The organism is Streptomyces sp. NPDC057617 (assembly GCF_042800555.1).
Lineage (GTDB): Bacteria > Actinomycetota > Actinomycetes > Streptomycetales > Streptomycetaceae > Streptomyces.
In genome coordinates, this window is record NZ_JBHVGV010000002.1 from 711,107 (window position 1) to 733,745 (window position 22,639).

Here is a 22,639-nt window from a genome sequence, read left to right on the forward strand (position 1 = left end):
TCAGGCCAGACGGTCGTGCACCCGGGCCCGTAACGACGCCATCGTGAAGCCCCGCGGATCGACCTTGCCCGGCTGCCACTCCCGGTGCCCGATCACCGAGGCCGCGCTCCAGCCGTGATGCCGGCAGACCGCCGCCGCTGCCCGTTCGATCGCCTCCAACTGGGCGGCGGGCCAGGGATCCTCGCCGTCGCCGAGGTTCTCGCACTCGAAGCCGTAGAAGTAGCGGTTGCCGTCGGTGTTGGCCTCGCGCTCCTTCGGCAGCCGCCGCTCCGCGATCACCGCGCGCAGGACGTCGACATCGCCCAGCCCCGCGTGATTGACCCTGCCGTACCCGACGAGATGGACCGAGCCGTCCTTGGCGATCACACCGTGGCACAGGGGCCCCGGCAAGGCGGTATGGCCGTTCTTGCACAGCCGTACGGTGGCGTCGGTGCCCCGGGTGACGGTGTGATGGATGACCACCCCGTGGACCGGCCCCCAGGGCCCCTTGTGGTCCCGGTTGTGGGTGCGCCAGTCGCCGACTTCGACGACCGTGAGGCCCTCGCTCGTGAGCGCGTCGAGAAAACGTCCCGCGGACATGGGTCGGGCCATGGCCGACTCCCCTCTGGTTGGCGAACGGAATGTCCCGTACCGCGCTTGTTACCCGAACCCCCTTGTCCCTACTGGCCGTTCGGACCGTGTGCGAGCCGATCAGGACACCCGGTCGGGACGTGGGAGAGCCCTGTGCCCCGTTGACGCTGATCCAGTCCCACTCGTTTGTGTAATGGCGCACCCACGCACCGTGCTGGAAGCTTTCTGCTTGCAGGTCAGCACATGATCGAGAGGGAGACTTCATGTCGGTTGGTGACGAGGTCCGCGCGGTACAGCCGCCGGCCCAGCAGAGTCTGGGAACGGCAGCCGCCCGGAACCTGGCGACCACCACCAAATCGGTACCGCAGATGCAGGAGATCACCTCCAGGTGGCTGCTGCGGATGCTGCCGTGGGTCCAAGTGCAGGGCGGTACCTACCGGGTGAACCGCCGGCTCAGTTACGCGGTCGGTGACGGACGCGTCACCTTCGTACAGACCGGGGACCGGGTCGCGGTCGTCCCGGCGGAGCTGGGGGAGCTGCCGGCGCTGCGCGCGTACGGCAACGAAGGGGTGCTCGCCGAGCTGGCGCGCCGCTGCGAGCAGCGGGAGTTCGCGGCGGGCGAGACCCTGGCCGTCTCCGGGGACCCCGCTGACCAGGTCTTTCTGCTGGCGCACGGCAGGGTCGAGAAGACCCGCCAGGGGCCGTACGGAGACGACGCCGTGCTCGAAGTGCTCGCGGACGGCGCGTACTTCGGGGACCAGGCCCTGGTGGACGGGGAGGCCACCTGGGGATACACCGCACGCGCGGCGACGGCGTGCACGGTCCTGGTGCTGAGCAGGAGCGACGTACTGAACCTCGCCGACCGCGAGGAGACGCTCCGTACCCATCTGGACGCGCTCGCCTTCGTACCGCGCCAGCGCACCAACAAGTACGGCGAGGCCGAGATCGACCTCTCGGCGGGCCATGTCGGCGAGGCGGTCGTACCGCACACCTTCGTGGACTACGACGCGTCGCCGCGCGAGTACGAACTGAGCGTCGCGCAGACCGTGCTGAAGGTGCACAGCAGGGTCGCGGACCTCTACAACCAGCCGATGAACCAGACCGAGCAGCAGCTGCGGCTCACGGTCGAGGCGCTGAGGGAGCGCCAGGAGCACGAGCTGATCAACAACCGCGAGTTCGGGCTGCTGCACAACTGCGACTACGGACAGCGGCTCCAGCCGCACGACGGCGGGCCCAGCCCGGACGACATGGACGAGCTGCTCTCGCGCCGCCGGGGATCCAAGCTGTTCCTCGCGCATCCGCGGGCCATCGCCGCCTTCGGGCGCGAGTGCAACAGGCGCGGGATCTACCCGGACAGTGTGGAGGTCGCGGGCCACCATGTGCCCGCGTGGCGCGGAGTGCCGATCTTCCCCTCGAACAAGATCCCGATCTCCGACGCCAGGACGACCTCGATCATCTGTATGCGTACGGGCGAGGCCGAGCAGGGGGTCGTCGGGCTCCAGCAGAGCGGTATCCCGGACGAGATCGAGCCGAGCATGTCGGTCCGCTTCATGGGCATCGACGAGCAGGCGATCATCTCGTACCTGGTCACGGCGTACTACTCGGCGGCGGTGCTGGTGCCGGACGCGCTCGGGGTGCTGGAGAACGTGGAAGTGGGGCGCCGGAGGTGAGGTGAGAGCCCGGGCTGGTCGGCCGTGCTGTTCGTATGCGTATGTGCGGATACGCGGCCGGTCCGCCCGGGCGCCGGGCACCGGCAGCAGGTGCCCGGCCTCCGGTCCCCATCGGTCCCCCCACGCCACACGCCACAGAGGAAGTGACCGTGACCATGATCAGCACGGATGCAGCCATCGGGAGCGGTGCCTGCGGGGTGCCCTCCCGGAGTGACGAGGACACCGCGGCCGAGGGCCATGAGGCCGTCGCCCTCCTGGAGCGCACCCGCACCGCCGTCCATCCCGAACTGCGCTCCACCGTCGAGTCGTTGCCCGTACCGCTGCGGCGGATCGCGATGTACCACTTCGGCTGGGAGCACGCCGACGGAACGCCCGCCTCCGGGCGGGCCGGGAAGTCGATCAGACCCGCACTCGTCCTCGCGGCCGCCCGGTCCCTCGGCGGCGACCCGGAGCAGGCCGTACGGGCGGCCGTGGCCGTGGAGCTGGCGCACAACTTCACCCTGCTCCACGATGATGTGATCGACGAGGACCCGACCCGGCGGCACCGCGCCACCGCCTGGACGGTCTTCGGCACCCCGGACGCGATCGTCGCGGGCGACGCCATGATGTCTCTCGCCCTGCGGCTGCTCGCCGAGGACCCGCACCCGGCGTCCGCCACCGCCTCGGCGCGGCTCGCGGCCTGCGTCATCGAGCTGTGCGCGGGCCAGCAGGCGGACTGCGCCTTCGAGCGGCGCGATCCGCACGATGTCTCGCTGGACGAGTGCGTCGCCATGGCGACCGCCAAGACGGGCGCGCTGCTGGGCACTTCGTGCGCGCTGGGCGCGCTGTACGCGGGCGCGGGGGAGGAGGAGGTCGCCGCGCTGGACGCCTTCGGCCGGGAGGCGGGGCTCGCGTTCCAGCTCATCGACGACCTGATCGGGATCTGGGGGGACCCGGACCGTACGGGCAAACCGGCGGGCGCCGATCTCGTCGCGCACAAGAAGTCCCTGCCGGTGGTCGCGGCCCTGTCCTCGGGCACCCCGGCGGCCGAGGAGCTGGCCGAGCTGTACCGGGCGCCGATGGACGCCGACGCGGTTCGGCGCGCGACGGCCGCTGTTGAGCGGGCGGGCGGGCGCGACTGGGCACAGCAGCAGGCGGCGGACCGGATGTCCCGGGCGGTCCACCAGCTCTCGCGGGCGGTGCCGGATCTGGCGGCGGCGGGGGATCTGCTGGCGCTGGCGGAGTTCGTGACGCGGCGTACGAGGTGAGGCCGTGCGGGGCGTAGGGGGGTGCATGGGGTGTACGGGGCATGCGAGAGGTCGTGGTCGTATGGAGGCGAGCGGCGGGCGCGGCCGGCGGTTGTATGAACGGCTCGGGTTCGCGTTCATGGGCATGACGGCCGACCCGTCCGACGCGCCGCACACCTGGCCCATGTGGCCTGAATCCGCCGGAAGTTGACCGTACGCCGGTGGTTCGGGCCGTCCGTACGGCCAGCGGGGGCCTTCAGGAGGGGCATGCCCCGCCTTCGGAAGGGGCCTGTCTGTCCGGAAGCATGGGGTACTTGTCCGGAAGTACGGCAGGAAGCGGTGACCCGTGCTGCGGAGGAAGATCGGCTAGCGCTACAGTCCGCGCCATGACAGCGGAGTCGACGGACACATGGGCGGGTTGGTACCGGGACCGCCAGGGGGCGGAAGCGATCACCCTCACCGCGGGTGGGCGGCAAGTGCGCACCCGAATAAGGGGAGTTGAGTACGAAGGGGCGGATTTCGCCACGCTGGAGCCGGTGGGCGCCGGCGAGGCCCTGTCGTCGTGCGTCATGGAGTGGGACATCCCGCTGCCGGTCGGCTCGGGCGGTACGGTCCAGCAGGCCACGCTGAGCTGCCTCCTGGCACTCGGCGAGCGGGGCCCCGAGGCGCCGGTCGGCCGCGGCCCGGAACTGAGCCTGACCCTCCACTTCGGCGGCGCGGCCTACGCGTCGGGCATCTCCGGCGGCGGCTTCGAAGAGGCCCTGGACCGCATCCGCCGCCAGCTCCCGGAGGGCATGGAGCTGGGCGGCAAGTCCTTGGTGGGAGCGGCCTGAGGGGAAGTTCGGGGCCTGAGGACGGCCCCGACCTCTCCCCCTCAGCCCTCCGGCTGCGCCGCCCGCTCCTCGATCCAGCCGCTGTCCACCGCCGGGTTGTCGTCGTGGAGGACGAACTCCTCCTCGATGTCTACCGGTTGGAAGCCGGCCGTGATCAGCCCGTCCAGCAGCGCGTCGAGCCGGGCGCGGGCCGTCGGGCGGCCGACACCGCGGGCACGCTGTGTCACAAAGCGTTCCTGGACGCCACCTGACAGCACCCGTCGCGCATTGCGTGAGATGTGCGCGGAGTGCCTTTCCACGACCGCGGCCAGCCGCTGTGTGTCGTACGGGATCGGCAGCCGCAGCTTGATGTGGTGCTCGAAGTGGCAGTGTGCGGGCAGCGCCGCCGCCTCCGCGTCGGTCTGTGGCACCCCCGAGTTCCAGGGCGCGGCCTCGGTCTTCGTCCGTACGACGGTGAATCCGGCCCGCGCCAGCTCGTCTGCGCACCGCTCGGCGGCGCGCCGCTGCTGGTCGAGGCTGCCCGAACCGCGCAGGGTGAGCATCGGCTGCGAGGGCGTGCGGCCGCGGTCCAGAACGATATGGGTGAGTTTGAGGCCGCGCGCGGCGGCCCACTCGGCGAGCGCGGCGACTGTGCCCGGCCGGTCGGCCCGTACCGTCACATGGGTCTCGAACTCGCCCTCGATGGCCCGGCCGGTATCCGTACTGAAGTCCACCGGCCGACGTTACCAAGGGGGACACGGGCAGGGGCGCCCCTTGCCGCGGTTGCCGCGGTTCGGAGCGCCCCTGTCGTACGTGTTGCGCTGTGCGGGTGCGATACGGTCGGGGTCAGGAGACCTTGGCCATGGCGGCGGCGAGGCCGTTCACCCAGAGCTGGTTGACCCGGGCCCGCTCGGCCGCGTTCGGCTGGGCGTTCTGGCACGACGTACCGGGGCCGCCGCCCGACATCAGCTCGCTGCACGGACCGGAGTAGTGGTCCGGCAGGCCGAGCACATGCCCGGTCTCGTGCGCGGTGACGCGGGTGGAGTTGTACTGCTGGTTCTGCGCGTAGTCCAGGAAGATGTATCCCCGGCCGTGCCCGTCGGTGCTCGCGTACGAGCCGCGCGGGTCATTTCCCTCGCGGTACGTGAAGTCGGCGTTGCTGCCGGCCTGGAGCTTCACATTGGTGACGGCGCTGTTCCAGATCGAGGTGCTGCTGGCTATCTGGCTGGCGAAGCGCGGCGCGGCCGACGCGTTGTAGACCACGGTGACGGCCTGGACGCCCGGGTTCGCGGCACGCTTCTCGGCGACCGACTTCAGGACCGCGTCGAAGAACGCCTTCGTGCCCGCGGCCTCCGCCTTCGAGCCCTCGAAAGCGGCGTACGAACCGGTCTCCGCGGGTGCGGAGGTACCGGTGCCGGCGGCGGTGGCCGTGGGTGCGACACTGAACGCGGTCGCGAATGCCAGACCAATTCCACAGATTGCGGAAATCGCCGTCTTGGGGTGCTTCATGTGGGGGGCTCCCTACTCGTCCGATGAACGGGTTCGGTAGGCAAGAGTCTCGGGGAGCCGGTCCCTGTGGGGATGATGTCAATTCCCGATAACACGAGAGCATCACCCGGACGTCACCCTGGCCGACTTTCGGCGAATGCGGCGTCAATTACTGCGATTTGGGCACCTGGTGCGGCTCAGAGGGCCGCTCTACTCTCAGGGCATGGAGCTGGAGGTGAGACACTTGCGTGCCCTGTGCGCCATTGCCGATACCGGCAGTCTGCACAAAGCGGCCAGGCAACTCGGCATGAGCCAGCCGTCCTTGACGACCCAGTTACGGCGTATCGAGAACTCCCTCGGCGCGGAGCTGTTCTCGCGCGAACGCACCGGCTGCCGGCCCACCCCGCTGGGCCGCTCCGTGGTGAGCCGGGCCCGGCCGCTGGTCTCGGGGATGGCCGCGCTGGTCGCCGAGGCTCGGGCGGCGGCGGACCGGGTCGGCGGGCCGCGGCTGCGGATCGGCTCCACCGCGAGCCGCGCCCTGGTCGGCTGGCTGCGCCGCCTCAGGAACCGGCTGCCCGGTACGGACATCTCGCTCCACATGGACGTCTCCGCCAACGCCCTGCTGCGGACGGTCGCCGCCGGCCAGCTCGATGTCGCCTTCGTACACGAGGTGGAGGGCTGCCCGCTCACCGTTCCGGAGGGGCTGGAAACCCGCGTACTGGTCGAGCGGGAACCGCAGTTCATCTCCATGTCCCGCGACCACCCGGCGGCGGCCAGCCCGGTGGTGGAACTCACGGACCTCGCCGGGGACCGCTGGATGGTCGACCCGACGGTGGACGGCGAATGGGACGGACTGCGCCGCGTCCTGAACGCGGCCGGCCTCAACCCGCCGGTCCTGCACGGGGATTACATGACGGCCGCGTCTCTGATAGCCGTCGGCGAAGCGGTCGCCCCCTGCCAGCCGACCTCCCGCCCCCGCGACGACATGGCCATAAGACCCCTCCGCGACGACCCCCTCGCAGTCCGCCTCCTCCTCTTCTCCCGCCCGGTCCCCATCACCGGAGAAACCTCCATAGGCGCCCAGGTCTACCCGGATTTGGCGGAGGCGTACCGAGAGGCGGCGCTGGAGGCGACCCCGTACCGCCACTGGCTGACGCGCAATAAGAGCCCGCTGCTGGATGTCCTGGCGGTGTAGCGACGTACGACAAGGGGCCAGGTCCATAAGGGTATGGACCCGGCCCCGCGTGTTTCGGAGATCCCGAAAGGCTCTATCAGACGTTGGACGCTATTCGTGTCGGGCCGTGCTGGCTGTCGGCGAGAGTGTCCGTGGCCCTCTGAGCCGACGGAATGCAGATAAGGATTGCGAGTGCGGCCATCGCGAGCGCTGTGCCCAGGGCGATCGCGTTGTACTTCTTGCACATGTTCGAGGGTGTTCCTACCTGTCGTGAACCTGATCAGAAAAGCATGTGTTCACCCATGGGAGTTGCGTGCCGCACACGTGTCGGAGCAACAACCGGTGGTGTTGCATGATCCTACGCGAATCTTTCCGGGCGTGCGTCGGCCCCCCCTGGTGGTTGCGCCTTCAAGCAAAGTGCTTCGACTGAACGCAATGCGCGGGCACCCGCGTCCCTACGACTCCCGCAAGCGCTCCGTCGAACCCGTCCCGACGCGCAGTCTCTTCAACTCGTCGGCCGCCTCCGCCGCTTCCTTCGGCGCGCCGATGCGGCTCGCCAAAACGAAGGCTGCCTCCAGATGCTCCGCCGCAGAATCGACTTCGCCGAGCCGGTGCTCCGCCACTCCCAACCCCCGGTGGGCCTGCACCTCTTCGTGTGCCGCGCCGATCCCACGGGCCAGGTCGAGTGCGCGCCGGTGATGCGCCGCCGCCTCTGCGAATTTGCCGACCGTCAGGTATGCGGCACCCATCCGGTAGAGCGTGATGGAGGCGTTCCGGCGGTCTCCGAGGCGGTCGAATGTACGCAGCGCTTGACCGTATATTTCCAGTATTTTGCTCAGCCCGACCGCCGTATCCATGGTATTGGCCAGATTGACCTGAGCAATCGCGTGTTCCGATGGGCTCCCTGTGGTGGCGATGAGATCGAGGGATTCCCTCAGGAAACGGGACGCGGATTCCCTGTCCCCTTTTTCTGCGAAAAGATCGGAAAGGTTGTTCAATACATGCGACTCTTGACGGGTGTCTCCGACGTCACGGAACCGGATGAGCGAGGACCGGAACAATCTCTCCGACTCCCCGTGGTTTCCCAGGTAAAGCTGGGTGATTCCCAGATTGTTCTCCGAGCGGGCGATCAGCCAGGCATCGCCGGTGCGTCTTCGCAGTGCCAGCGCGGTGTTCTGGAAGGACAGGGCCTCCTCCAGCCGCCCACGGTTCCAGCACAGCACGCCCAGGAGATGGTGCACCTCGGCCTCTGCCGTCGCGTCACCGAGCGCGCTCGCCACCTCCAGCGCGCGCTCTCCGCAGGCGCGGGCCTGCTCGTAGTCGCCCGAGTGCGACAGCACCGCACCCAGGTCGACCAGCGCGTACACCTCCGCCCGACGGTCGCCCGTCGCGCGCCAGTGGTCGGCGGCCGGTCCGTGCATCTGCCGGGCCACTCCCCAGTAGCCCTCGTCGTCGAGGAACCCCGCCAAGGCATGTGCGAGCAGGGCGGCCTGCCGCGGTCTGCCGTGGATACGGGCCTGGCGCTCGGCGGCGACGAGGCCCGCGCGTTCCTGGGCAAGCCAGTTCTTGGCGGCCTGGGCGTCGCTCCACACCGGGAGTTGCCATGACGGCGAGTCCTGCGGGATGTCGAGCCGGGGGCGCCGGGGATGGGTCAGTTGCGTCGCGAGGCGCACTGCCTGCACATAAAAATCGATGACTCGCCGGACCGCCAGATCGCCGTCGCTCACCAGATCCTCGGCGGTCGTGAGGGTACGGGCGAACTCGCCGACGAGATCGTGAAAGCGGTACCGGTCCGGCGCCGGTTCCTGCAAGAGGTGCGCGTCCAGAAGTCCTTCGAGGAGCCTCTCGGCGGAATCGAGATGATGCCCCGTCAGGGCCGCTGCGGCATGCGGGCCGAAATCGGGACCGAGATGGAGGCTCAGCAGCCGGAAGGCTCTCTGCTCGTCCTCGGTGAGAGTGCGGTACGACATGGCGAACGCTCGTGCGACTTCCCGGTACCCGTCGCGTATTTCCCCCAGCCGCCCGGGCTCCCGGGACAGTCTCTGGATGAGATGCGATGTGGTCCAGGAAGGGCGGGAAGCCAGGCGTCCTGCCGCGATTTCCACGGCAAGGGGAAGGTGTCCGCACAAGCGGACGATTTCAAAGACCTCTTCTCGGTCTTCTGTTCGATCCTCGCCCACGAGTTGACGGAAAAGAGCGACGGCGTCCGCTGCCGGAAGCACATCCAGAAAGAGCGAACGCACACCGGGCAGACCTGTCAGCCGGCGCCGGCTGGTGATGATGATCAGCGAGGGGGATGTGCCCGGGAGAAGTGGGCGAAGCTGCTCCGCGTCCACCGCGTCGTCGAGAATGATGACCGCGCGGCGGTCACCGAGCAAAGTACGCCACAGAGCGATCAGTTCATCGGTGTCGTCGGATATCGCCGAGGCGGAAACGCCGAAGATACGGAGCAGAGTGGCGAGGGCGGTGTGCGGGCTCAATGCTCGCTGCCGGGCGGAATGTGCCCCCAGATCAATGTGTATGAGGCCGTCCGGAAAATTCGGAGCCAGGCGCCGCGCGAAGTGCAGCGCGAGCAGGGATTTGCCGACCCCCGCCATTCCCGAGATGGTCTGCAAGGCGATGACCGCGCCGTCTGCCGGGGATTTCTGGAGAGCCTCCAATTCCCGCTGTCTGCCGACCAGTTCGCCATGGCTCGGCAGCGTGTTCGGGGCCCCTTTGGAAGGCGCTCGTCGGCCGAGCAGATCCGCGACAGGGGCCTGATTCAGAATGAGCCGGTGAATTCGGGAGAGCGACTGGCCGGGGCTCGCGCCGAGTTCCTCTCTCAGCCGCCGCCGTACGGACTCGTACGTACGAAGGGCCTCCGCCTGACGGTCGCCGGCGTAATGTGCGACGACGAGTTTGCTCGCGATGTGCTCATTGGTGGGGTGCTGTTCGAGCAGTGAGGTCAAGTCCGGTATCAGTTCGGCGAAGTGGCCCATGTGGAGTTCGATGTCGATCCGGGTGAGCGTCGCCGCCAGCCGCTTCTCCGCGAGGTTGGTACGAACGCTCTCCGCCCAGTCGCCGGGGAGGCCGGAGAGCGGTTCACCCCGCCACAGGCCGTCCGCCCGCCGGAGCAGATCCAGCGCCTGAGGGTCGTCACCGCTGTCGGACAGTGAACGGGCCTGGGTCACCAGCCGTTGGAAATGGTGTGCGTCCACCGTCTCGGGGCGCACGTTCAGCGTGTAGGCGTGCGCCTGGTGTGCCACATGATCCTGGCCCGAGCCGGTGCGGATCGTCCGCCTGATCCGCGCCGCGTACGAGTGGAGGCTCGCCCGCGGCTTGGCCGGCGGATCGTCGTTCCAGACCCGGCTGGTCAGCAGGTCGAGGGAGACCGGCCGGCCGGCATCCATGGCGAGCGCCGCCAGAACGAGCGCGCGCTTTGCGGTGCCGAGCGGATGAATCTGCCCGTCCACGTGCAGTTCGACGGGCCCCAGGATCAGAATTTTCACCAGCCGCCCCAATCGCGGCCCGCTTTCGCCGCCGCCGTAAAGGATGGCACGGTGCCAACGTCATCAGAAGATGGCATGGCAGTCGCGCATCCGGCTTGGCTCAATCGTTCTCTTCAGGGAAATGTTTGGCCTGTAGTGGCTTCGAGATGGGTAAATCCCAGGCCACATGAGCGCGTCTCACCCCGCCTGGGGGCAACGGGGAAGGTGGCGGAAATGGAACCGGTCATGGCTGTGGAGCTGGCGACCGCTCTGGCCGCGGCAAGCGGCAATCCGGAGTTATGGCAGGCACTTGCCGAGATGGTGCGAAGGACCATGGGACCGGTGTCGGAGACACTCCTGCGGGAATGGGCCGTGGCCGGGGGAGCGCGGGAATCGCCGGAGCGATTCCGCGTACTGGCCGAGGCACTCGCAGGTCAGGCAGCGGGCTCGCCGCAGCTCACACGAGATCTGCGGTTGTGGATCTCGACGGCCACGATGTCCGGGAATGCGGACGCGAGCACGGGCGCGAGCACGGGCGCGAGTGCGCAGACGAGTGTGGACGCGAGTGTGGGCAACGCCATCAAGGGAAGCGCCACGATCGGCGGTCCCGTTGTGCAGGCAGGCCGGATTCACGGGGGAGTGCACTTCCACACGTCACCTGCACAGGAAGCCGCCGGGCCCACTGTCACACCGCAACAACTCCTCCCGGTGTCACAGCACTTCACCGGCCGTGGCACGGAACTCGCCGCTTTGAACAGGCTCATGGGACGCTCCGGGAGCAGCCCCGTACTGACCGTGATCAGCGGGCCCGCAGGGGTCGGGAAGACCGCGCTGACGTCCCGTTGGCTGGGCAGCCGGGTGGCGGATTTTCCGGACGGACAGTTGTACGCGGACTTACGCGGTCACTCCGGCGACGCGGATCCCGCCGGCCCCGGTGAGATCCTCGGCCAGTTCCTCAGGGCGCTCGGCGCGGCGCAGATACCGGCCGCCCTTGGCGAGCAGGCCGCGCTGTGGCGTTCGTACACGGCGGGCCTCCGACTGGCCGTGATGTTGGACAACGCTGTCAGCGCCGCCCAGGTACGGCCTCTGCTGACGGGCGCGCCGGGCAGCCTGGTCGCGGTGACCAGCAGGGCGCGGCTGACGGGCCTGGCGGTCGACGGCGCCACCTTCTTCCAGCTCGGTGTCATGTCCCCCGACAGCTCGCTGGAGCTGCTCAGCCGCCGGGTCGGCGCCGACCGGGTGCAACGCGAGCCCGAAGCGGCCCGGCGCGTGGCCGAGTTGTGCGCCGGGCTGCCGCTGGCGGTGTCCGTGGCGGCGGCCCGGATGGCGGTGCGGCCGCGGCAGCCGCTGGCGGCCATGGCGGGAGCGCTGGGCAGGGGCGGCGCGAGCAGGCTGGAGACGCTGCGGGTCGACGGGACACAGGCCGTGGACGCCGCGCTCGACGAGTCGTACCGTCTCCTGCCGCCCGACCTCGCGCGCGGCTACCGGTATCTCGGGCTGCCCCCGGTCTCCGTGTTCAACGGCCCGGTTGCCGCCGCGGCCTGCGCGGTGCCGCCCGAGGAGGCGGGCCGGATGCTCGACGAACTGGCCGAGGTGAATCTGCTGGAGGACCTGGGTCCCGACACCGGCACCGGGCTCGACCGCTACCGCTTCCACGACCTGACCAGGGCCCACGCGGGCCGGTTGGCAGCCAGGGAGGAGGGCCCCACCGACCGGCGGGACACCGTACGCCGAGTCGTGGACCTCTACCTCGCCAACGCCACGGCCGCCGAGGCCCTGCTCTCACCGAGCCACCGCACCATGAGCCGCGACTACGACTTTCGGCCCGATCAGCCGCCGCCCTTCGACGGGCCGTCAGGGGCACTGGCGTGGCTGGACACCGAGACGCCGCATCTCATGGCGGCGCTGCGGACGTCCGTCGACCACCGCTGGGACACCACGGTGTGGCAACTCGCGGACGCGCTCTGGCCGTTGTTCCTCAGGCTGCGCCCGTACGACCTGTGGATCGAGGCGTACGAGGCCGGCCTGGCCGCTGCCGAGCGGCTTGGGGACCGGCCGGCCGTGAGCCGGATGCTCACCTCCGGTGGTACGGGCCTGCGCAACGCGGGCCGCCACGACGATGCGCTCCGGTGGTTCGCGCAGGCCAGGGACGGCGCCCGGCGGGACGGCGATATACGTGCCGAGGCCCAGGCCCTGCACGGTCTCGGTCAGACGAACCGGCTCGCCGAACGGCTGACGGAGGCCGCGGAATTCTTCGGCCAGGCACTCGAACTGCGCGAAACGATCGGCTACCGGCGCGGCGAGGCACTGACCAGGCTCTGCCTCGGCGATGTAGCCCTGGCCGCGGGCCGCCCCGAGCAGGCCCTCACCTTCCTCGCACAGGCACGGGCCGATCTGCTGGCCGAGCACGATGCCTACGACGCCGCCCGCGCGCTGGCCTTCCTCGGGCGTGCCCATGCCGGAGCGGGCAGCGGTGACCACGAGCTGGCCGAGCGGCATCTGGTCCAGGCCCTCGACGAGTTCGAGGCGACGGGGTCGCGCCACTGGCAGGGGCGGGTGCTGGAGATGCTCGGCGAGACCGCCGAGGAACACCGGGACAAGGCGAGAGCCAGGGACTGGTACGAACAGTCCCTGGCCCGTTACACAGCGGTCAGCAAGGACGACGCGGCTCGTCTGGAAGGTCGGCTGCGGCGGCTTGACGGTCGTGGTGATGGCTCAGGGCTCTGACCACCGCCGGATAGAGCAGAGAGGCGAGGCACGCGCAGCACCGGCGCGGAGACGCGTCGGGGACCGGGAGCGTCACCGCCCGGTCCGCGGCGCGGACGGCCGCCCAGCAGCCGCCGCCCTCGTACCGTACGAGCGTCAGGAGGCAGCCCGGGTAGTCCAGCAGGGTCCGCCCGGCCAGGTCTCGCGCCTCGGCGGACGTACGTTCACGGCTGGCGTACAGCACATCGGCGCACTGACGCCATGCTTCCGCCGCGCCCCCGTCGAGGTCGACGGTCAGATGCCCGTCGGCGGCGCACGCTCCCTTGGTCTCCTTCCATACGCTCATGCCGGCACCCCCGTGGCGTCGGCGCCGGGCTCCAGGCCCAGCGGCAGAGGCAGTGGCAGCGGCTGGGTCGCCGGCTGGAACGCGGGCTGGCCCAGCCCCAGGATCCGGTAGATCAGCCGCCGCATCCGCCGGTTGAAACGTCCCGGCTCCGAGGAGATCCGGGCCGCGATCCGTTCGTACTCCTCGTCCGGGCGCTCGGCCGCCGCGTAGGCGAGCTGTTCCGCCAGCGGATGGGACGGGGAGAGCGAGGGAGCGATCCGTGCCAGCTCGGCTCCCGGGGAAGCCGCGTTGACATCCCGCTCGGGGAAGCGCGCCAGCAGGATCGCCGCCCTGGTCAGGGTGGAGTACAGGGTGACGGAGCCATGGTCGCCGATCACCCAGTCCGCCGCGATCAGCGGAGCACGCCAGTCGGCGTCCGGAGCGATGACCGCGATACCACGCCGCCGGAAGGCGGACAGCCAGGCGCCAACCTGCCAGTCGCCATGTCCGGCGGCGACGTTCGGGTGCACCGTCACGGCGATCCGGTACTCCTCGCGCGGAAGCTCCGTCAGCAGCCTGGGCAGCAGGGCGTCCAGCCGGTTGAAGGACGAACCGAGCCCCCAGGTGCAGGGGACCAGGATCAGCTTCTGCCCGGGCAGTACGCCCAGCGCCGTACGGTACCGCTCACGCAGCGGCAGGCTCGCGGCGATACGGTCATGGGAGGCATCGCCCACCACCTCGGCCACCGGCAGCGCCTCCGGGCACCAGCGTTCGAGCGTGGCGAGGTCCTCGCGATGGGCCAGGGCGAACGCCTTCGGTACGACTTTCCCGTCCCACATCAGATACTTGCGCCCGATACCGCTGACGGTCCGCGGTTCCCCGGGCGTGCGGTCGTCGGACGGCCGCGACAGTTTCATATGCCCGACCCCGTGCGGCATACGGATCAGCGGGGCACGGACCTGCTCCATCCCCTGCGACCCCGCCGCCAGCGCGAGGTCGAACTCGGTTCGTACCGCCTCCTCCCAGGGCAGCAACGTGCTCCCCACATCCCGGAGCGCCCGCGCGGCTCCCCCGTTGAACGCGTGCGGTGCGATGGTGAACACCACCTGGATCCGCAGATCGGACTCCAGCAACGGCAGCAACTCCCGCAGCCGCTGCGCGTACACCTCGGTGTGCGCGATGATCAGCGCCCTCTTGCACCCGGCCAGTGTCAGCCACTGACCGGGCTCCGTACGTGCGGGACCCATGGGCCCCTTCACATCCGTCATCAATTCCCCCGACGTACCTTCTCGGACCTTTCGAGCCCGAGATGCCCGCCGAACCAGGCGGAAGTCTTGCCGAGGGCTTGCAGAAACCTTGCACGGCCGGTGCCGGGGGCTGAGCCAGAGCCGAAGCGTCAGCCCGTGGCCGGAAGCGTGCCCGGGGTGCCGAACATCGTTCGTTCCAGGGTTGTGTACGTCGCGCCGTGGTCCGCCAGGACCTCCGATACGACGCCCGGGCGTGCCGACAGGGCCAGCAGGATGTGTTCGTCGCCGATGTGGCGGTCGCCGCGGCCCACCGCGATGCGCAGGGACCTCTCCAGGACCCCCTTCGCGCCCGGGGTGAGGCCCCGGTGGCCGGGCCACCAGCGCTTCGGGCGGCCGGCCGGCGCGCCCGCTCGCATGGCGCCCTCGCCGTGTGTCTCCTCGACCTTGGAGACGATCCGGCCGACATCGATGCCGATACCGGCCAGCGCGTCCGCGTCCGCCTTGGTCAGGCCGCCGTGCCTGCGGGCGTCGGCCAGGGCCTGTTGGACGGCGGGGCGGCGGTCCCGTATGCCGAGCGCGGCGAACGCGAAGGACGCCCGCGTACCCTCCTGGTCGAGCAGCGCGAGCAGCATGTGCTCCTCGGTGATCTTGTCCGCCGCCATGCGCTCGGAGTGGCCGACCGCCCCGGTGACCACACCTCGGGCGCCCTCGGTGAACCGTTCGAACATCACTGCCTCCCGTGCTTCTTGTGCGCGGCCTGCCGGCTGACGCCCAGCACATCCGCGATCTCCTGCCACGACCAGCCCTGTTCGCGGGCGCTGCGCACCTGTACGGATTCGAGCCGTTCCAGCAGCAGCCGCAGCGCGGCGACCGCTCTCAGCCCGACCCTGGGGTCGCGGTCGCCCGCCCGTTCGGCGAGATCCGTTGCTTCGGTCATGGCGTCAATCTACGTTGACAAGTGGGAGATGTCAACCAAAGTTGACACGTGCGGGAGTGCTTACGGCTTCAGCACCACCTTCCCGAACAGCTCGCCCCCCGCCATCCTCGCGAACCCCTCCCGCGCCCGGTCCAGCGGCAGCACCTCGTCGATCACCGGCCGCACCCCCTTCGCCGCGCAGAACGCCAGCAGGTCCTCCAGCTCGTCCTTGGACCCCATCGTCGAGCCGACGACCCGCAGCTCCAGGAAGAAGATCCGGGTCAGTTCGGCGTGGGCCGGCCGGTCGCCGCTCGTGGCGCCCGAGATCACCAGCGTGCCGCCGCGCCGCAGGCACTTGATCGAGTGCGACCAGGTCGCCGCGCCGACCGTCTCGATGACCGCGTCCACCCGCCCCGGCAGCCGCGCGCCCGGCTCGAACGCCTCCAGCGCGCCCAGCTCGACCGCCCGCGCCCGCTTCGCCGCGTCGCGGCTCGTCGCGTACACCCGCAGCCCCGCCGCGCTGCCGAGGACGATCGCGGCGGTCGCGACCCCGCCGCCCGCGCCCTGTACGAGGACCGAATCGCCGGGCCGCACACCGGCGTTGGTGAACAGCATCCGGTACGCGGTGAGCCAGGCGGTCGGCAGACAGGCGGCCTCCTCGAAGCTCAGCTCGGGCGGCTTGGGCAGGACGTTCCAGACGGGTACGGTGACCCGCTCGGCGAAGGTGCCCTGGTACCGCTCGGTGAGGATCGAACCGGTCTCGCGCGGTCCGACCCCATGGCCGGTCTGCCCGATGACGGAGTGGACGACGACCTCGTTGCCGTCCTCGTCGAGCCCTGCCGCGTCGCAGCCGAGGATCATCGGGAGCTTGTCCTCGGCCAGCCCCACCCCGCGCAGCGACCAGAGGTCGTGGTGGTTGAGGGACGCGGCCTTCACCGTGACGGTGGTCCAGCCGGGCCGCGCCTCGGGGGCCGGACGCTCGCCCAGCTCAAGGCCGTTGAGGGGGTCATTGAAGTCGGTACGCGCTGCGTAGGCGGCAAACATGCCTCCGACCCTAGGCCCTGTCCGGGTGTACGGCAGGGGCCGTGTCGTACCCCCCGCTCACGAGCAAGGGGTACGACACGGCCCGTACGAATCCGAAACCGAAGCCGAAGCCGAAACCGAAGCCCGGAGGCCTCAGCGCCGCGCCACGCCCTCCGCCCGCGCCGCCGCGGCCACCGCCGCCGTCACCGCCGGGGCGACCCGCTCGTCGAACGGCGACGGGATCACATAGTCCGCGGACAGCTCGTCACCGACGACATCCGCCAGCGCGTTCGCCGCCGCGATCTTCATGCCCTCGGTGATACGGGACGCCCGGACCTGGAGCGCCCCCGCGAAGATCCCCGGGAAGGCCAGCACATTGTTGACCTGGTTCGGGTAGTCGCTCCGCCCGGTCGCCACCACCGACGCGTACGGGCGCGCGATGTCCGGGTGGACCTCGGGGGTCGGGTTGGCCATCGCGAAGACGAACGCGCCAGGCGCCATCGACGCGATCGCCGGCTCCGGCACCGTACCCCCGGACACGCCGATGAAGACATCCGCGCCGGACAGCGCGGACTCCAGCGAGCCGGAGAGCCTGGCCCGGTTGGTGAGCATGGCCAGTTCGCGCTTGACCTCGCTCAGATCGCCGCGGTCCGGGCTGACGATGCCCTTGCGGTCGGCCACCGCGACATCGCCGATCCCTGCCGCCAGCAGGAACTTGGCGATCGCGACACCCGCCGCGCCCGCGCCCGAGATGACCGCGCGCAGTTCGCCCAGCTCGCGCTTGGTCAGCCTGGCCGCGTTGCGCAGCGCGGCCAGCGTCACCACGGCCGTGCCGTGCTGGTCGTCGTGGAAGACGGGAATGTCCAGCCGCTCCTGGAGCTTGCGCTCGATCTCGAAGCAGCGCGGCGCCGAGATGTCCTCCAGGTTGACCCCGCCGAAGGAGGGTGCGAGCCGTACGACGGTCTCCACGATCTCGTCGATGTCGGTGGTGGCGAGCGCGAGCGGCACCGCGTCGACGCCCCCGAACTGCTTGAACAGGATCGCCTTGCCCTCCATCACGGGGAGCGAGGCCTCCGGTCCGATGTCGCCCAGGCCGAGCACCGCCGTACCGTCCGTCACGACGGCGACGACCTGCGACTTCCAGGTGTAGTCGTGCACCAGGTCGGGCTGCTCGGCGATCGCGCTGCACACCGTGGCGACACCGGGTGTGTACGCGAGGGACAGGTCGTCCTTGTCGCGGACCGGGACGGTCGCCCGGATGGCCATCTTGCCGCCGCGGTGCAGCGCGAAGGCCGGATGGAAGGCCGGGTCGGCCGCGGCGGCTTCGGTACTGTCCGGGCCGCTCTCTCCGGGCCGTCCGCTCTGCCCGCCGGTGGCGCTGTCGCTGCGAGGATTGACGATCTCCGCTGCCATGTGTTGGTGACCCCTTACGTCTTTCATCAGTTGAGGGTGGCCACTCCTGGTTGAGGAGGGGTGGGTGGGCACCGCGTCCGTGGCCCGCACGGCGGCCGGCCCGCCTTGCGGGACGGCCGTGCGGGGGTACGTACGGTCGCGCGGGCGCGCCGCACACGCGCCCTGAGCCCCGGATGAGGGGTTAATCGTCCTTCGTGTCCGGCAGACCTCCGCGCTCGGGCCGGGGGAAGGCAGGGAGAAGGCAGTCCAACAGAAGGTCCGGTCTTGAGGTACCGCCATGTTGGGGGTGGGGGGTTTCCCGTTATCCGATTTTGACATGCCCGGCCCCCTGAATGGGCCCGTCCGAATGGCAAGATGCCCTAATCACAATCGGTCGCGCCACTCGAAGACGCGTGCTCGGCCACTTGGCAGCTTCCCTCATTAGCCGGAGGACTCCGATCATGACCGCACGCACCCACTGTCCTACGACCGCGCGCGCCTCCCGTCGTACCGCCGCGAGGTCCCGGATCGCCGCAGCGGGCGCGATCGCGGTCGCGGGCACCCTGCTGCTGACCGCCTGCGGGGACCAGACGGACAGCGGCAACGAGGGCGCGAAGACCTCCGAGGCCTCCAAGGCCCCGCTCTTCGACCAGCTTCCCAAGGCCGTCCAGGACAAGGGTGTGATCAAGGTCGGCTCGGACATCGCGTATCCGCCGATCGAGTTCAAGGACGAGTCCGGCAAGACGGTCGGTTTCGACCCGGATCTGGCGGACGCGATGGGCAAGCTGCTCGGGGTGAAGTTCGAGTTCGAGAACGGCACCTTCGACACCCTGCTGACGGGTCTGCGCTCCAAGCGGTACGACATCGCGATGTCGGCCATGACGGACACCAAGGACCGGCAGAACGGTGTGGACGGCGACACCGGCAAGAAGGTCGGCGAGGGCGTCGACTTCGTGGACTACTTCACCGCGGGTGTCTCGATCTACACCAAGAAGGGTGACGACAAGGGCATCGCCGCCTGGTCCGACCTCTGCGGCAAGAAGATGGTCGTCCAGCGCAACACCGTCTCGCACGACCTGGCCAAGGCCGAGGACAAGAAGTGCAAGGCGGCCGGCAAGGGCGGGATCGGGCTGGAGGCGTTCGACAACGACCTGGAGGCGCAGACCCGGCTCCGCGCGGGCGGCGCCGACGCGGGCGCCAGCGACTTCCCGGTCGCGGCGTACGCGGTGAAGACCTCGGGCGGCGGCAATGACTTCCAGCTCGTCGGCGAGCAGGTGGAGGCCGCTCCGTACGGTATCGCCGTGGCCAAGGGCAACGACCTGTCGAAGGCGCTCCAGGCCGCCCTGAACGAGGTCATCAAGAACGGTGAGTACGGCAAGATCGTCGCCAAGTGGGGTGTCGAGGCGGGCGCGGTCACGGAGGCCAAGCTCAACGGCGGATCCTGAACCGGTCGGTCCGTGGTCGGTGCGCAGCCGGTCCGAAGGCTCTGAAAGGCGACATCCGTGACGGTTGACATCCACAAGTCGGACGGCCCCCAGGACGGCGGCGGCCCGTCCGCCGCGGCGGCGACCGCCGCACCGGAGTCCATCAAGGCGATTCCGGTGCGGCACTACGGGCGGTACGTGTCCGCGCTGATCGCGATCGGCGTACTCGTCGCGCTCGTCTACGCCTTCGCGCAGGGCGATGTGAACTGGGGCGCCCTCCCCGACTACTTCTTCGACGACCAGATACTGACCGGCGTCTGGAACACCGTGGTGATCACGGTGCTGGCGATGCTGCTCGGGGTGGTGCTGGGCATCGTCCTGGCGGTGATGCGGCTGTCGAAGAACCCGGTGACCTCCGCCATCGCGTGGTTCTACATCTGGTTCTTCCGCGGCACGCCGGTGTACGTGCAACTCCTTGTCTGGTTCAACCTGGGCATCGTCTTCGAGTACATCAACCTCGGGCCGATCTACAAGGACGAGTGGTCCTCGTTCATGACCCCGTTCCTCTGCGCGCTGCTGGGGCTCGGGCTCAACGAGGCCGCGTACATGGCCGAAATCTGCCGGGCCGGCCTCCAGTCGGTCGACGAGGGCCAGACCGAGGCGGCGCACGCGCTGGGCATGAGCCACGCCAAGACGCTGCGCCGGATCGTCGTACCGCAGGCGATGCGGGTGATCGTGCCGCCCACGGGCAACGAGGTCATCAACATGCTCAAGACCTCGTCGCTGGCGGTGGCCGTGCAGTACACGGAGCTGCTGCGCGCGACCCAGAACGTGTCGCAGACGTCGGGCGCGACGGTCGAGATGCTCTTCCTCGCCGCGGTCTGGTACATGATCCTGACCTCGGTGCTCAGCATCGGCCAGTACTACCTGGAGCGGTACTACGCGCGTGGCTCCAGCCGCAGCCTGCCGGCGACCCCGTTCCAGCGCGTCCGCGCGAATCTGCTCTCCTTCCGCCGCCCCAAGGGAGGCATCGCATGACCGCGAGCACGACGGCTACGACGGGCACGACCCCGATGGTGCGGGCCGAGGGCGTCCACAAGTCCTTCGGCGCGGCCCATATCCTCAAGGGCATCGATCTGGAGGTCGCGCCCCGCGAGGTCTTCTGTCTGATCGGCCCGTCCGGCTCGGGCAAGTCGACCTTCCTGCGGTGCATCAACCACCTGGAGAAGATCAACGCGGGCCGGCTGTCGGTCGACGGCGAGCTGGTCGGCTACCGCCAGAAGGGCGACAAGCTGTACGAGCTGAAGGACAGCGAGGTCGCCAGGAAGCGCCGGGACATCGGCATGGTCTTCCAGCGCTTCAATCTCTTCCCGCACATGACGGCGATGGAGAACATCATCGAGGCGCCGGTCCAGGTCGCCGGCGAGACCAGGGCCGTGGCCCGCGCCCGCGCCGAACGGCTGCTGGACCGGGTCGGCCTCGCCGACAAGGCCGCCAGTTACCCCTCGCAGCTCTCCGGCGGGCAGCAGCAGCGCGTGGCGATCGCCCGGGCGCTGGCGATGGAGCCGAAGCTGATGCTCTTCGACGAGCCCACCTCGGCGCTCGACCCGGAGTTGGTGGGCGACGTCCTGGACGTGATGCGCGATCTGGCCCAGGACGGGATGACGATGATCGTGGTCACCCACGAGATGGGCTTCGCCCGCGAGGTGGGTGACGCGCTGGTGTTCATGGACGACGGTGTGGTCGTCGAGTCGGGCCACCCCCGCGAGGTCCTGACGAACCCGCGGCACGAGAGGACGAAGTCGTTCCTGTCGAAGGTGCTGTGACGACGCCGTAGCGGGGCGGCTTTCAGCGAAGGGGCGGTTACGGGCCGCGGTTACGGGCTCGTACCCGCCCCTTCGCCCCCGTACGTTCAGCGCTTCAGCAGTTCCGGGCGCAGCAGCAGGTCACGAAGCTGGGACAGCGTGAGCGGAACGGTTTTGAGCGGCCGGGCACGCTCGGGCCCGGGAACCCTGGTCTGCATGTACACCTCAAGTGTCCGTCCGGCATCCAGAATGAGCAAACCCATCAGTCTGATGCCACTCCACGACGGGGAGCCGAATCCCTTTCCCCCCGGCCAGAAGACCAGCGTCCGGCCGTTCGGCAGCTTCTCGATGGTGCAGTCCGGGTTCTGCTGCCTCCCCTGCGCGTCCTGGACGCACAGATCGCCTTTCTCCTCCACGACCCGGAACGCCGCGCTGTCGCGGACGGCGACCGTGAGAACGCCCGTACCGCCGTCACGGCTCACCGTGTAGGTCCCGTCGAGTGGTCCCGAGCCGGGTAGCGGCGGGACCGGCTTCGACGGCTGTTTGGCGTTCGCCGGGCCGAAGTACTGGCGCACCGTGCCGATGTCGCGCGGCAGCAGTTCCGCGAGCCGCTTCGACTTGGCGGTCTGCTTGCCCACGGCGGCCGGGGCGATGGCGACCGATTCCCTGCCGTCGTGCTCCGCGAGCGCCACCGGCCCGAGTACGGCGCCGACCGCGACCGCGGCCACCGCGAGGCCGGTCACCGCGGCACGACGGCGCCACCGCACCCGGGACGCCCGGGCGAAAATCTTCTCGCTGCCCCCGCCCGGCGGGGGCGTGACCTCGTCCACGGCGCGCTCCAGCAACTCCCTGACCCGCACCTCCTCGGCGTTCACGTTCATACGAATTCCTCCCGCATCTCGGCGCGCAGCGCCGCCAGCCCCCTGGCCGTATGGCTCTTGACCGTGTTCGCCCGCATGCCGAGCAGGTCGGCCGTGGCCTCGACGTCGAGGTCCTCCCAGTAGCGCAGCACCAGAACGGCGCGCTGCTTGGGGGTCAGCCGCGCGAGCGCGGCACGCACCATGAGGCCCGTGTCGGAGTCGTTCTGCTCCCCCGGCCGGTCGGGCAGTTCGCCGTACGGCTGCTCGCGCCGCCAGAAGCGGCGGCGGCCGGCGATGAAGGTATTGACGAGGGTCTTGCGTGCGTATGCCTCGATATTTTCGAGATGCCGCAGCCGGCGGCTCCCGAGCACGACCTTCACCAGCGTGCTCTGGACCAGATCTTCCGCCTCTTCGCGGTTCCCGCAGAGCAGATAGGCACTGCGGAACAGCGCCGTGCGTCTTCCTTCGACGAAGGCGTACAAAGCGCCTTCGTCATTGGTCCGCGTCATCCCCGTCCCTCTCCCAGGCCCGCGC

At 69.7% G+C, this 22,639-nt stretch carries 20 protein-coding genes; 8 read left to right on the forward strand and 12 right to left on the reverse strand.

Features of this window, described 5'->3' with window-relative positions; all coding sequences use genetic code 11:
- On the reverse strand, positions 1–591 hold the full coding sequence (locus ACFU9P_RS08755) for an N-acetylmuramoyl-L-alanine amidase (protein ID WP_376381794.1): 591 nt from the start codon (positions 589–591) through the stop codon (positions 1–3).
- 242 nt (positions 592–833) lie between these two features.
- On the opposite strand from ACFU9P_RS08755, the gene ACFU9P_RS08760 reads away from it, so the two are divergent.
- The 3 genes from ACFU9P_RS08760 to ACFU9P_RS08770 all read left to right on the forward strand — a co-directional run bounded on the left by ACFU9P_RS08760 (position 834) and on the right by ACFU9P_RS08770 (position 4,299).
- Positions 834–2,240: a family 2B encapsulin nanocompartment shell protein gene (locus ACFU9P_RS08760; RefSeq protein WP_376381796.1), complete on the forward strand. Its 1,407-nt coding sequence runs from the start codon at positions 834–836 to the stop codon at positions 2,238–2,240.
- Between the two features lie 143 nt (positions 2,241–2,383).
- Complete coding sequence (locus ACFU9P_RS08765; protein ID WP_384078327.1) at positions 2,384–3,487, forward strand: family 2 encapsulin nanocompartment cargo protein polyprenyl transferase; 1,104 nt, start codon at positions 2,384–2,386, stop codon at positions 3,485–3,487.
- Between the two features lie 365 nt (positions 3,488–3,852).
- Positions 3,853–4,299, forward strand: a complete 447-nt coding sequence (locus tag ACFU9P_RS08770; RefSeq protein WP_376381800.1) for a DUF6304 family protein — start codon at positions 3,853–3,855, stop codon at positions 4,297–4,299.
- 41 nt (positions 4,300–4,340) lie between these two features.
- On the opposite strand, the gene ACFU9P_RS08775 is transcribed toward ACFU9P_RS08770, so the two are convergent.
- Both ACFU9P_RS08775 and snpA read right to left on the reverse strand, forming a co-directional pair.
- A complete protein-coding gene (locus tag ACFU9P_RS08775; RefSeq protein ID WP_376381802.1) occupies positions 4,341–5,012 on the reverse strand; it encodes a hypothetical protein in 672 nt (223 codons plus the stop codon).
- 112 nt (positions 5,013–5,124) lie between these two features.
- Positions 5,125–5,787, reverse strand: a complete 663-nt coding sequence (gene snpA / locus ACFU9P_RS08780; protein ID WP_376381804.1) for a snapalysin — start codon at positions 5,785–5,787, stop codon at positions 5,125–5,127.
- 202 nt (positions 5,788–5,989) lie between these two features.
- Between snpA and ACFU9P_RS08785 the strand changes: the two genes are divergently transcribed.
- Positions 5,990–6,961 (forward strand): LysR family transcriptional regulator, encoded by a 972-nt coding sequence (locus ACFU9P_RS08785; RefSeq protein ID WP_376381806.1) that lies wholly within the window; start codon positions 5,990–5,992, stop codon positions 6,959–6,961.
- 434 nt (positions 6,962–7,395) lie between these two features.
- Here the strand turns inward: ACFU9P_RS08785 and ACFU9P_RS08790 are convergent, their stop codons facing one another.
- Positions 7,396–10,428, reverse strand: a complete 3,033-nt coding sequence (locus tag ACFU9P_RS08790; protein WP_384078328.1) for a BTAD domain-containing putative transcriptional regulator — start codon at positions 10,426–10,428, stop codon at positions 7,396–7,398.
- A 225-nt stretch (positions 10,429–10,653) separates the two neighbouring features.
- Between ACFU9P_RS08790 and ACFU9P_RS08795 the strand changes: the two genes are divergently transcribed.
- A complete protein-coding gene (locus tag ACFU9P_RS08795) occupies positions 10,654–13,134 on the forward strand; it encodes an ATP-binding protein (protein WP_384078329.1) in 2,481 nt (826 codons plus the stop codon).
- On the opposite strand, the gene ACFU9P_RS08800 is transcribed toward ACFU9P_RS08795, so the two are convergent.
- The 6 genes from ACFU9P_RS08800 to ACFU9P_RS08825 all read right to left on the reverse strand — a co-directional run bounded on the left by ACFU9P_RS08800 (position 13,058) and on the right by ACFU9P_RS08825 (position 18,037).
- Positions 13,058–13,459: a hypothetical protein gene (locus tag ACFU9P_RS08800; protein ID WP_384078330.1), complete on the reverse strand. Its 402-nt coding sequence runs from the start codon at positions 13,457–13,459 to the stop codon at positions 13,058–13,060. The genes ACFU9P_RS08795 and ACFU9P_RS08800 overlap by 77 nt on opposite strands.
- Positions 13,456–14,706, reverse strand: a complete 1,251-nt coding sequence (locus ACFU9P_RS08805) for a hypothetical protein (RefSeq protein ID WP_384078331.1) — start codon at positions 14,704–14,706, stop codon at positions 13,456–13,458. Before ACFU9P_RS08805 ends, ACFU9P_RS08800 begins: the two co-directional genes overlap by 4 nt.
- A gap of 128 nt (positions 14,707–14,834) precedes the next feature.
- Positions 14,835–15,413, reverse strand: a complete 579-nt coding sequence (locus ACFU9P_RS08810; RefSeq protein ID WP_384078332.1) for a Clp protease N-terminal domain-containing protein — start codon at positions 15,411–15,413, stop codon at positions 14,835–14,837.
- Positions 15,413–15,622 carry a helix-turn-helix domain-containing protein gene (locus ACFU9P_RS08815; protein ID WP_376381818.1) on the reverse strand — a complete coding sequence of 70 codons (210 nt, stop codon included), beginning with the start codon at positions 15,620–15,622 and terminating at the stop codon, positions 15,413–15,415. Before ACFU9P_RS08815 ends, ACFU9P_RS08810 begins: the two co-directional genes overlap by 1 nt.
- Before the next feature lie 60 nt (positions 15,623–15,682).
- Complete coding sequence (locus ACFU9P_RS08820; protein ID WP_384078333.1) at positions 15,683–16,645, reverse strand: zinc-binding dehydrogenase; 963 nt, start codon at positions 16,643–16,645, stop codon at positions 15,683–15,685.
- Between the two features lie 132 nt (positions 16,646–16,777).
- Positions 16,778–18,037, reverse strand: coding sequence for an NADP-dependent malic enzyme (locus ACFU9P_RS08825; protein ID WP_384078334.1), 1,260 nt, complete (start codon positions 18,035–18,037; stop codon positions 16,778–16,780).
- A 440-nt stretch (positions 18,038–18,477) separates the two neighbouring features.
- Here ACFU9P_RS08825 and ACFU9P_RS08830 point away from each other — a divergent pair, with 440 nt between their 5' ends.
- Genes ACFU9P_RS08830 through ACFU9P_RS08840 form a run of 3 tightly spaced genes read left to right on the forward strand, consistent with a single transcriptional unit; the run spans position 18,478 to position 21,266 of the window.
- Positions 18,478–19,461, forward strand: coding sequence for an ABC transporter substrate-binding protein (locus ACFU9P_RS08830; RefSeq protein ID WP_384078335.1), 984 nt, complete (start codon positions 18,478–18,480; stop codon positions 19,459–19,461).
- A gap of 57 nt (positions 19,462–19,518) precedes the next feature.
- The gene (locus ACFU9P_RS08835; RefSeq protein WP_384078336.1) at positions 19,519–20,478 is read left to right on the forward strand and encodes an amino acid ABC transporter permease; all 960 of its coding nucleotides are present in this window, start codon (positions 19,519–19,521) and stop codon (positions 20,476–20,478) included.
- The gene (locus tag ACFU9P_RS08840; RefSeq protein ID WP_384078337.1) at positions 20,475–21,266 is read left to right on the forward strand and encodes an amino acid ABC transporter ATP-binding protein; all 792 of its coding nucleotides are present in this window, start codon (positions 20,475–20,477) and stop codon (positions 21,264–21,266) included. Before ACFU9P_RS08835 ends, ACFU9P_RS08840 begins: the two co-directional genes overlap by 4 nt.
- Before the next feature lie 86 nt (positions 21,267–21,352).
- Here ACFU9P_RS08840 and ACFU9P_RS08845 read toward each other — a convergent pair whose 3' ends face one another.
- A complete protein-coding gene (locus ACFU9P_RS08845; protein ID WP_384078338.1) occupies positions 21,353–22,126 on the reverse strand; it encodes a hypothetical protein in 774 nt (257 codons plus the stop codon).
- On the reverse strand, positions 22,123–22,614 hold the full coding sequence (locus tag ACFU9P_RS08850) for a SigE family RNA polymerase sigma factor (RefSeq protein WP_376381832.1): 492 nt from the start codon (positions 22,612–22,614) through the stop codon (positions 22,123–22,125). The genes ACFU9P_RS08845 and ACFU9P_RS08850 overlap by 4 nt, the downstream gene beginning before the upstream one ends.
- Positions 22,615–22,639 lie beyond the last annotated feature (25 nt).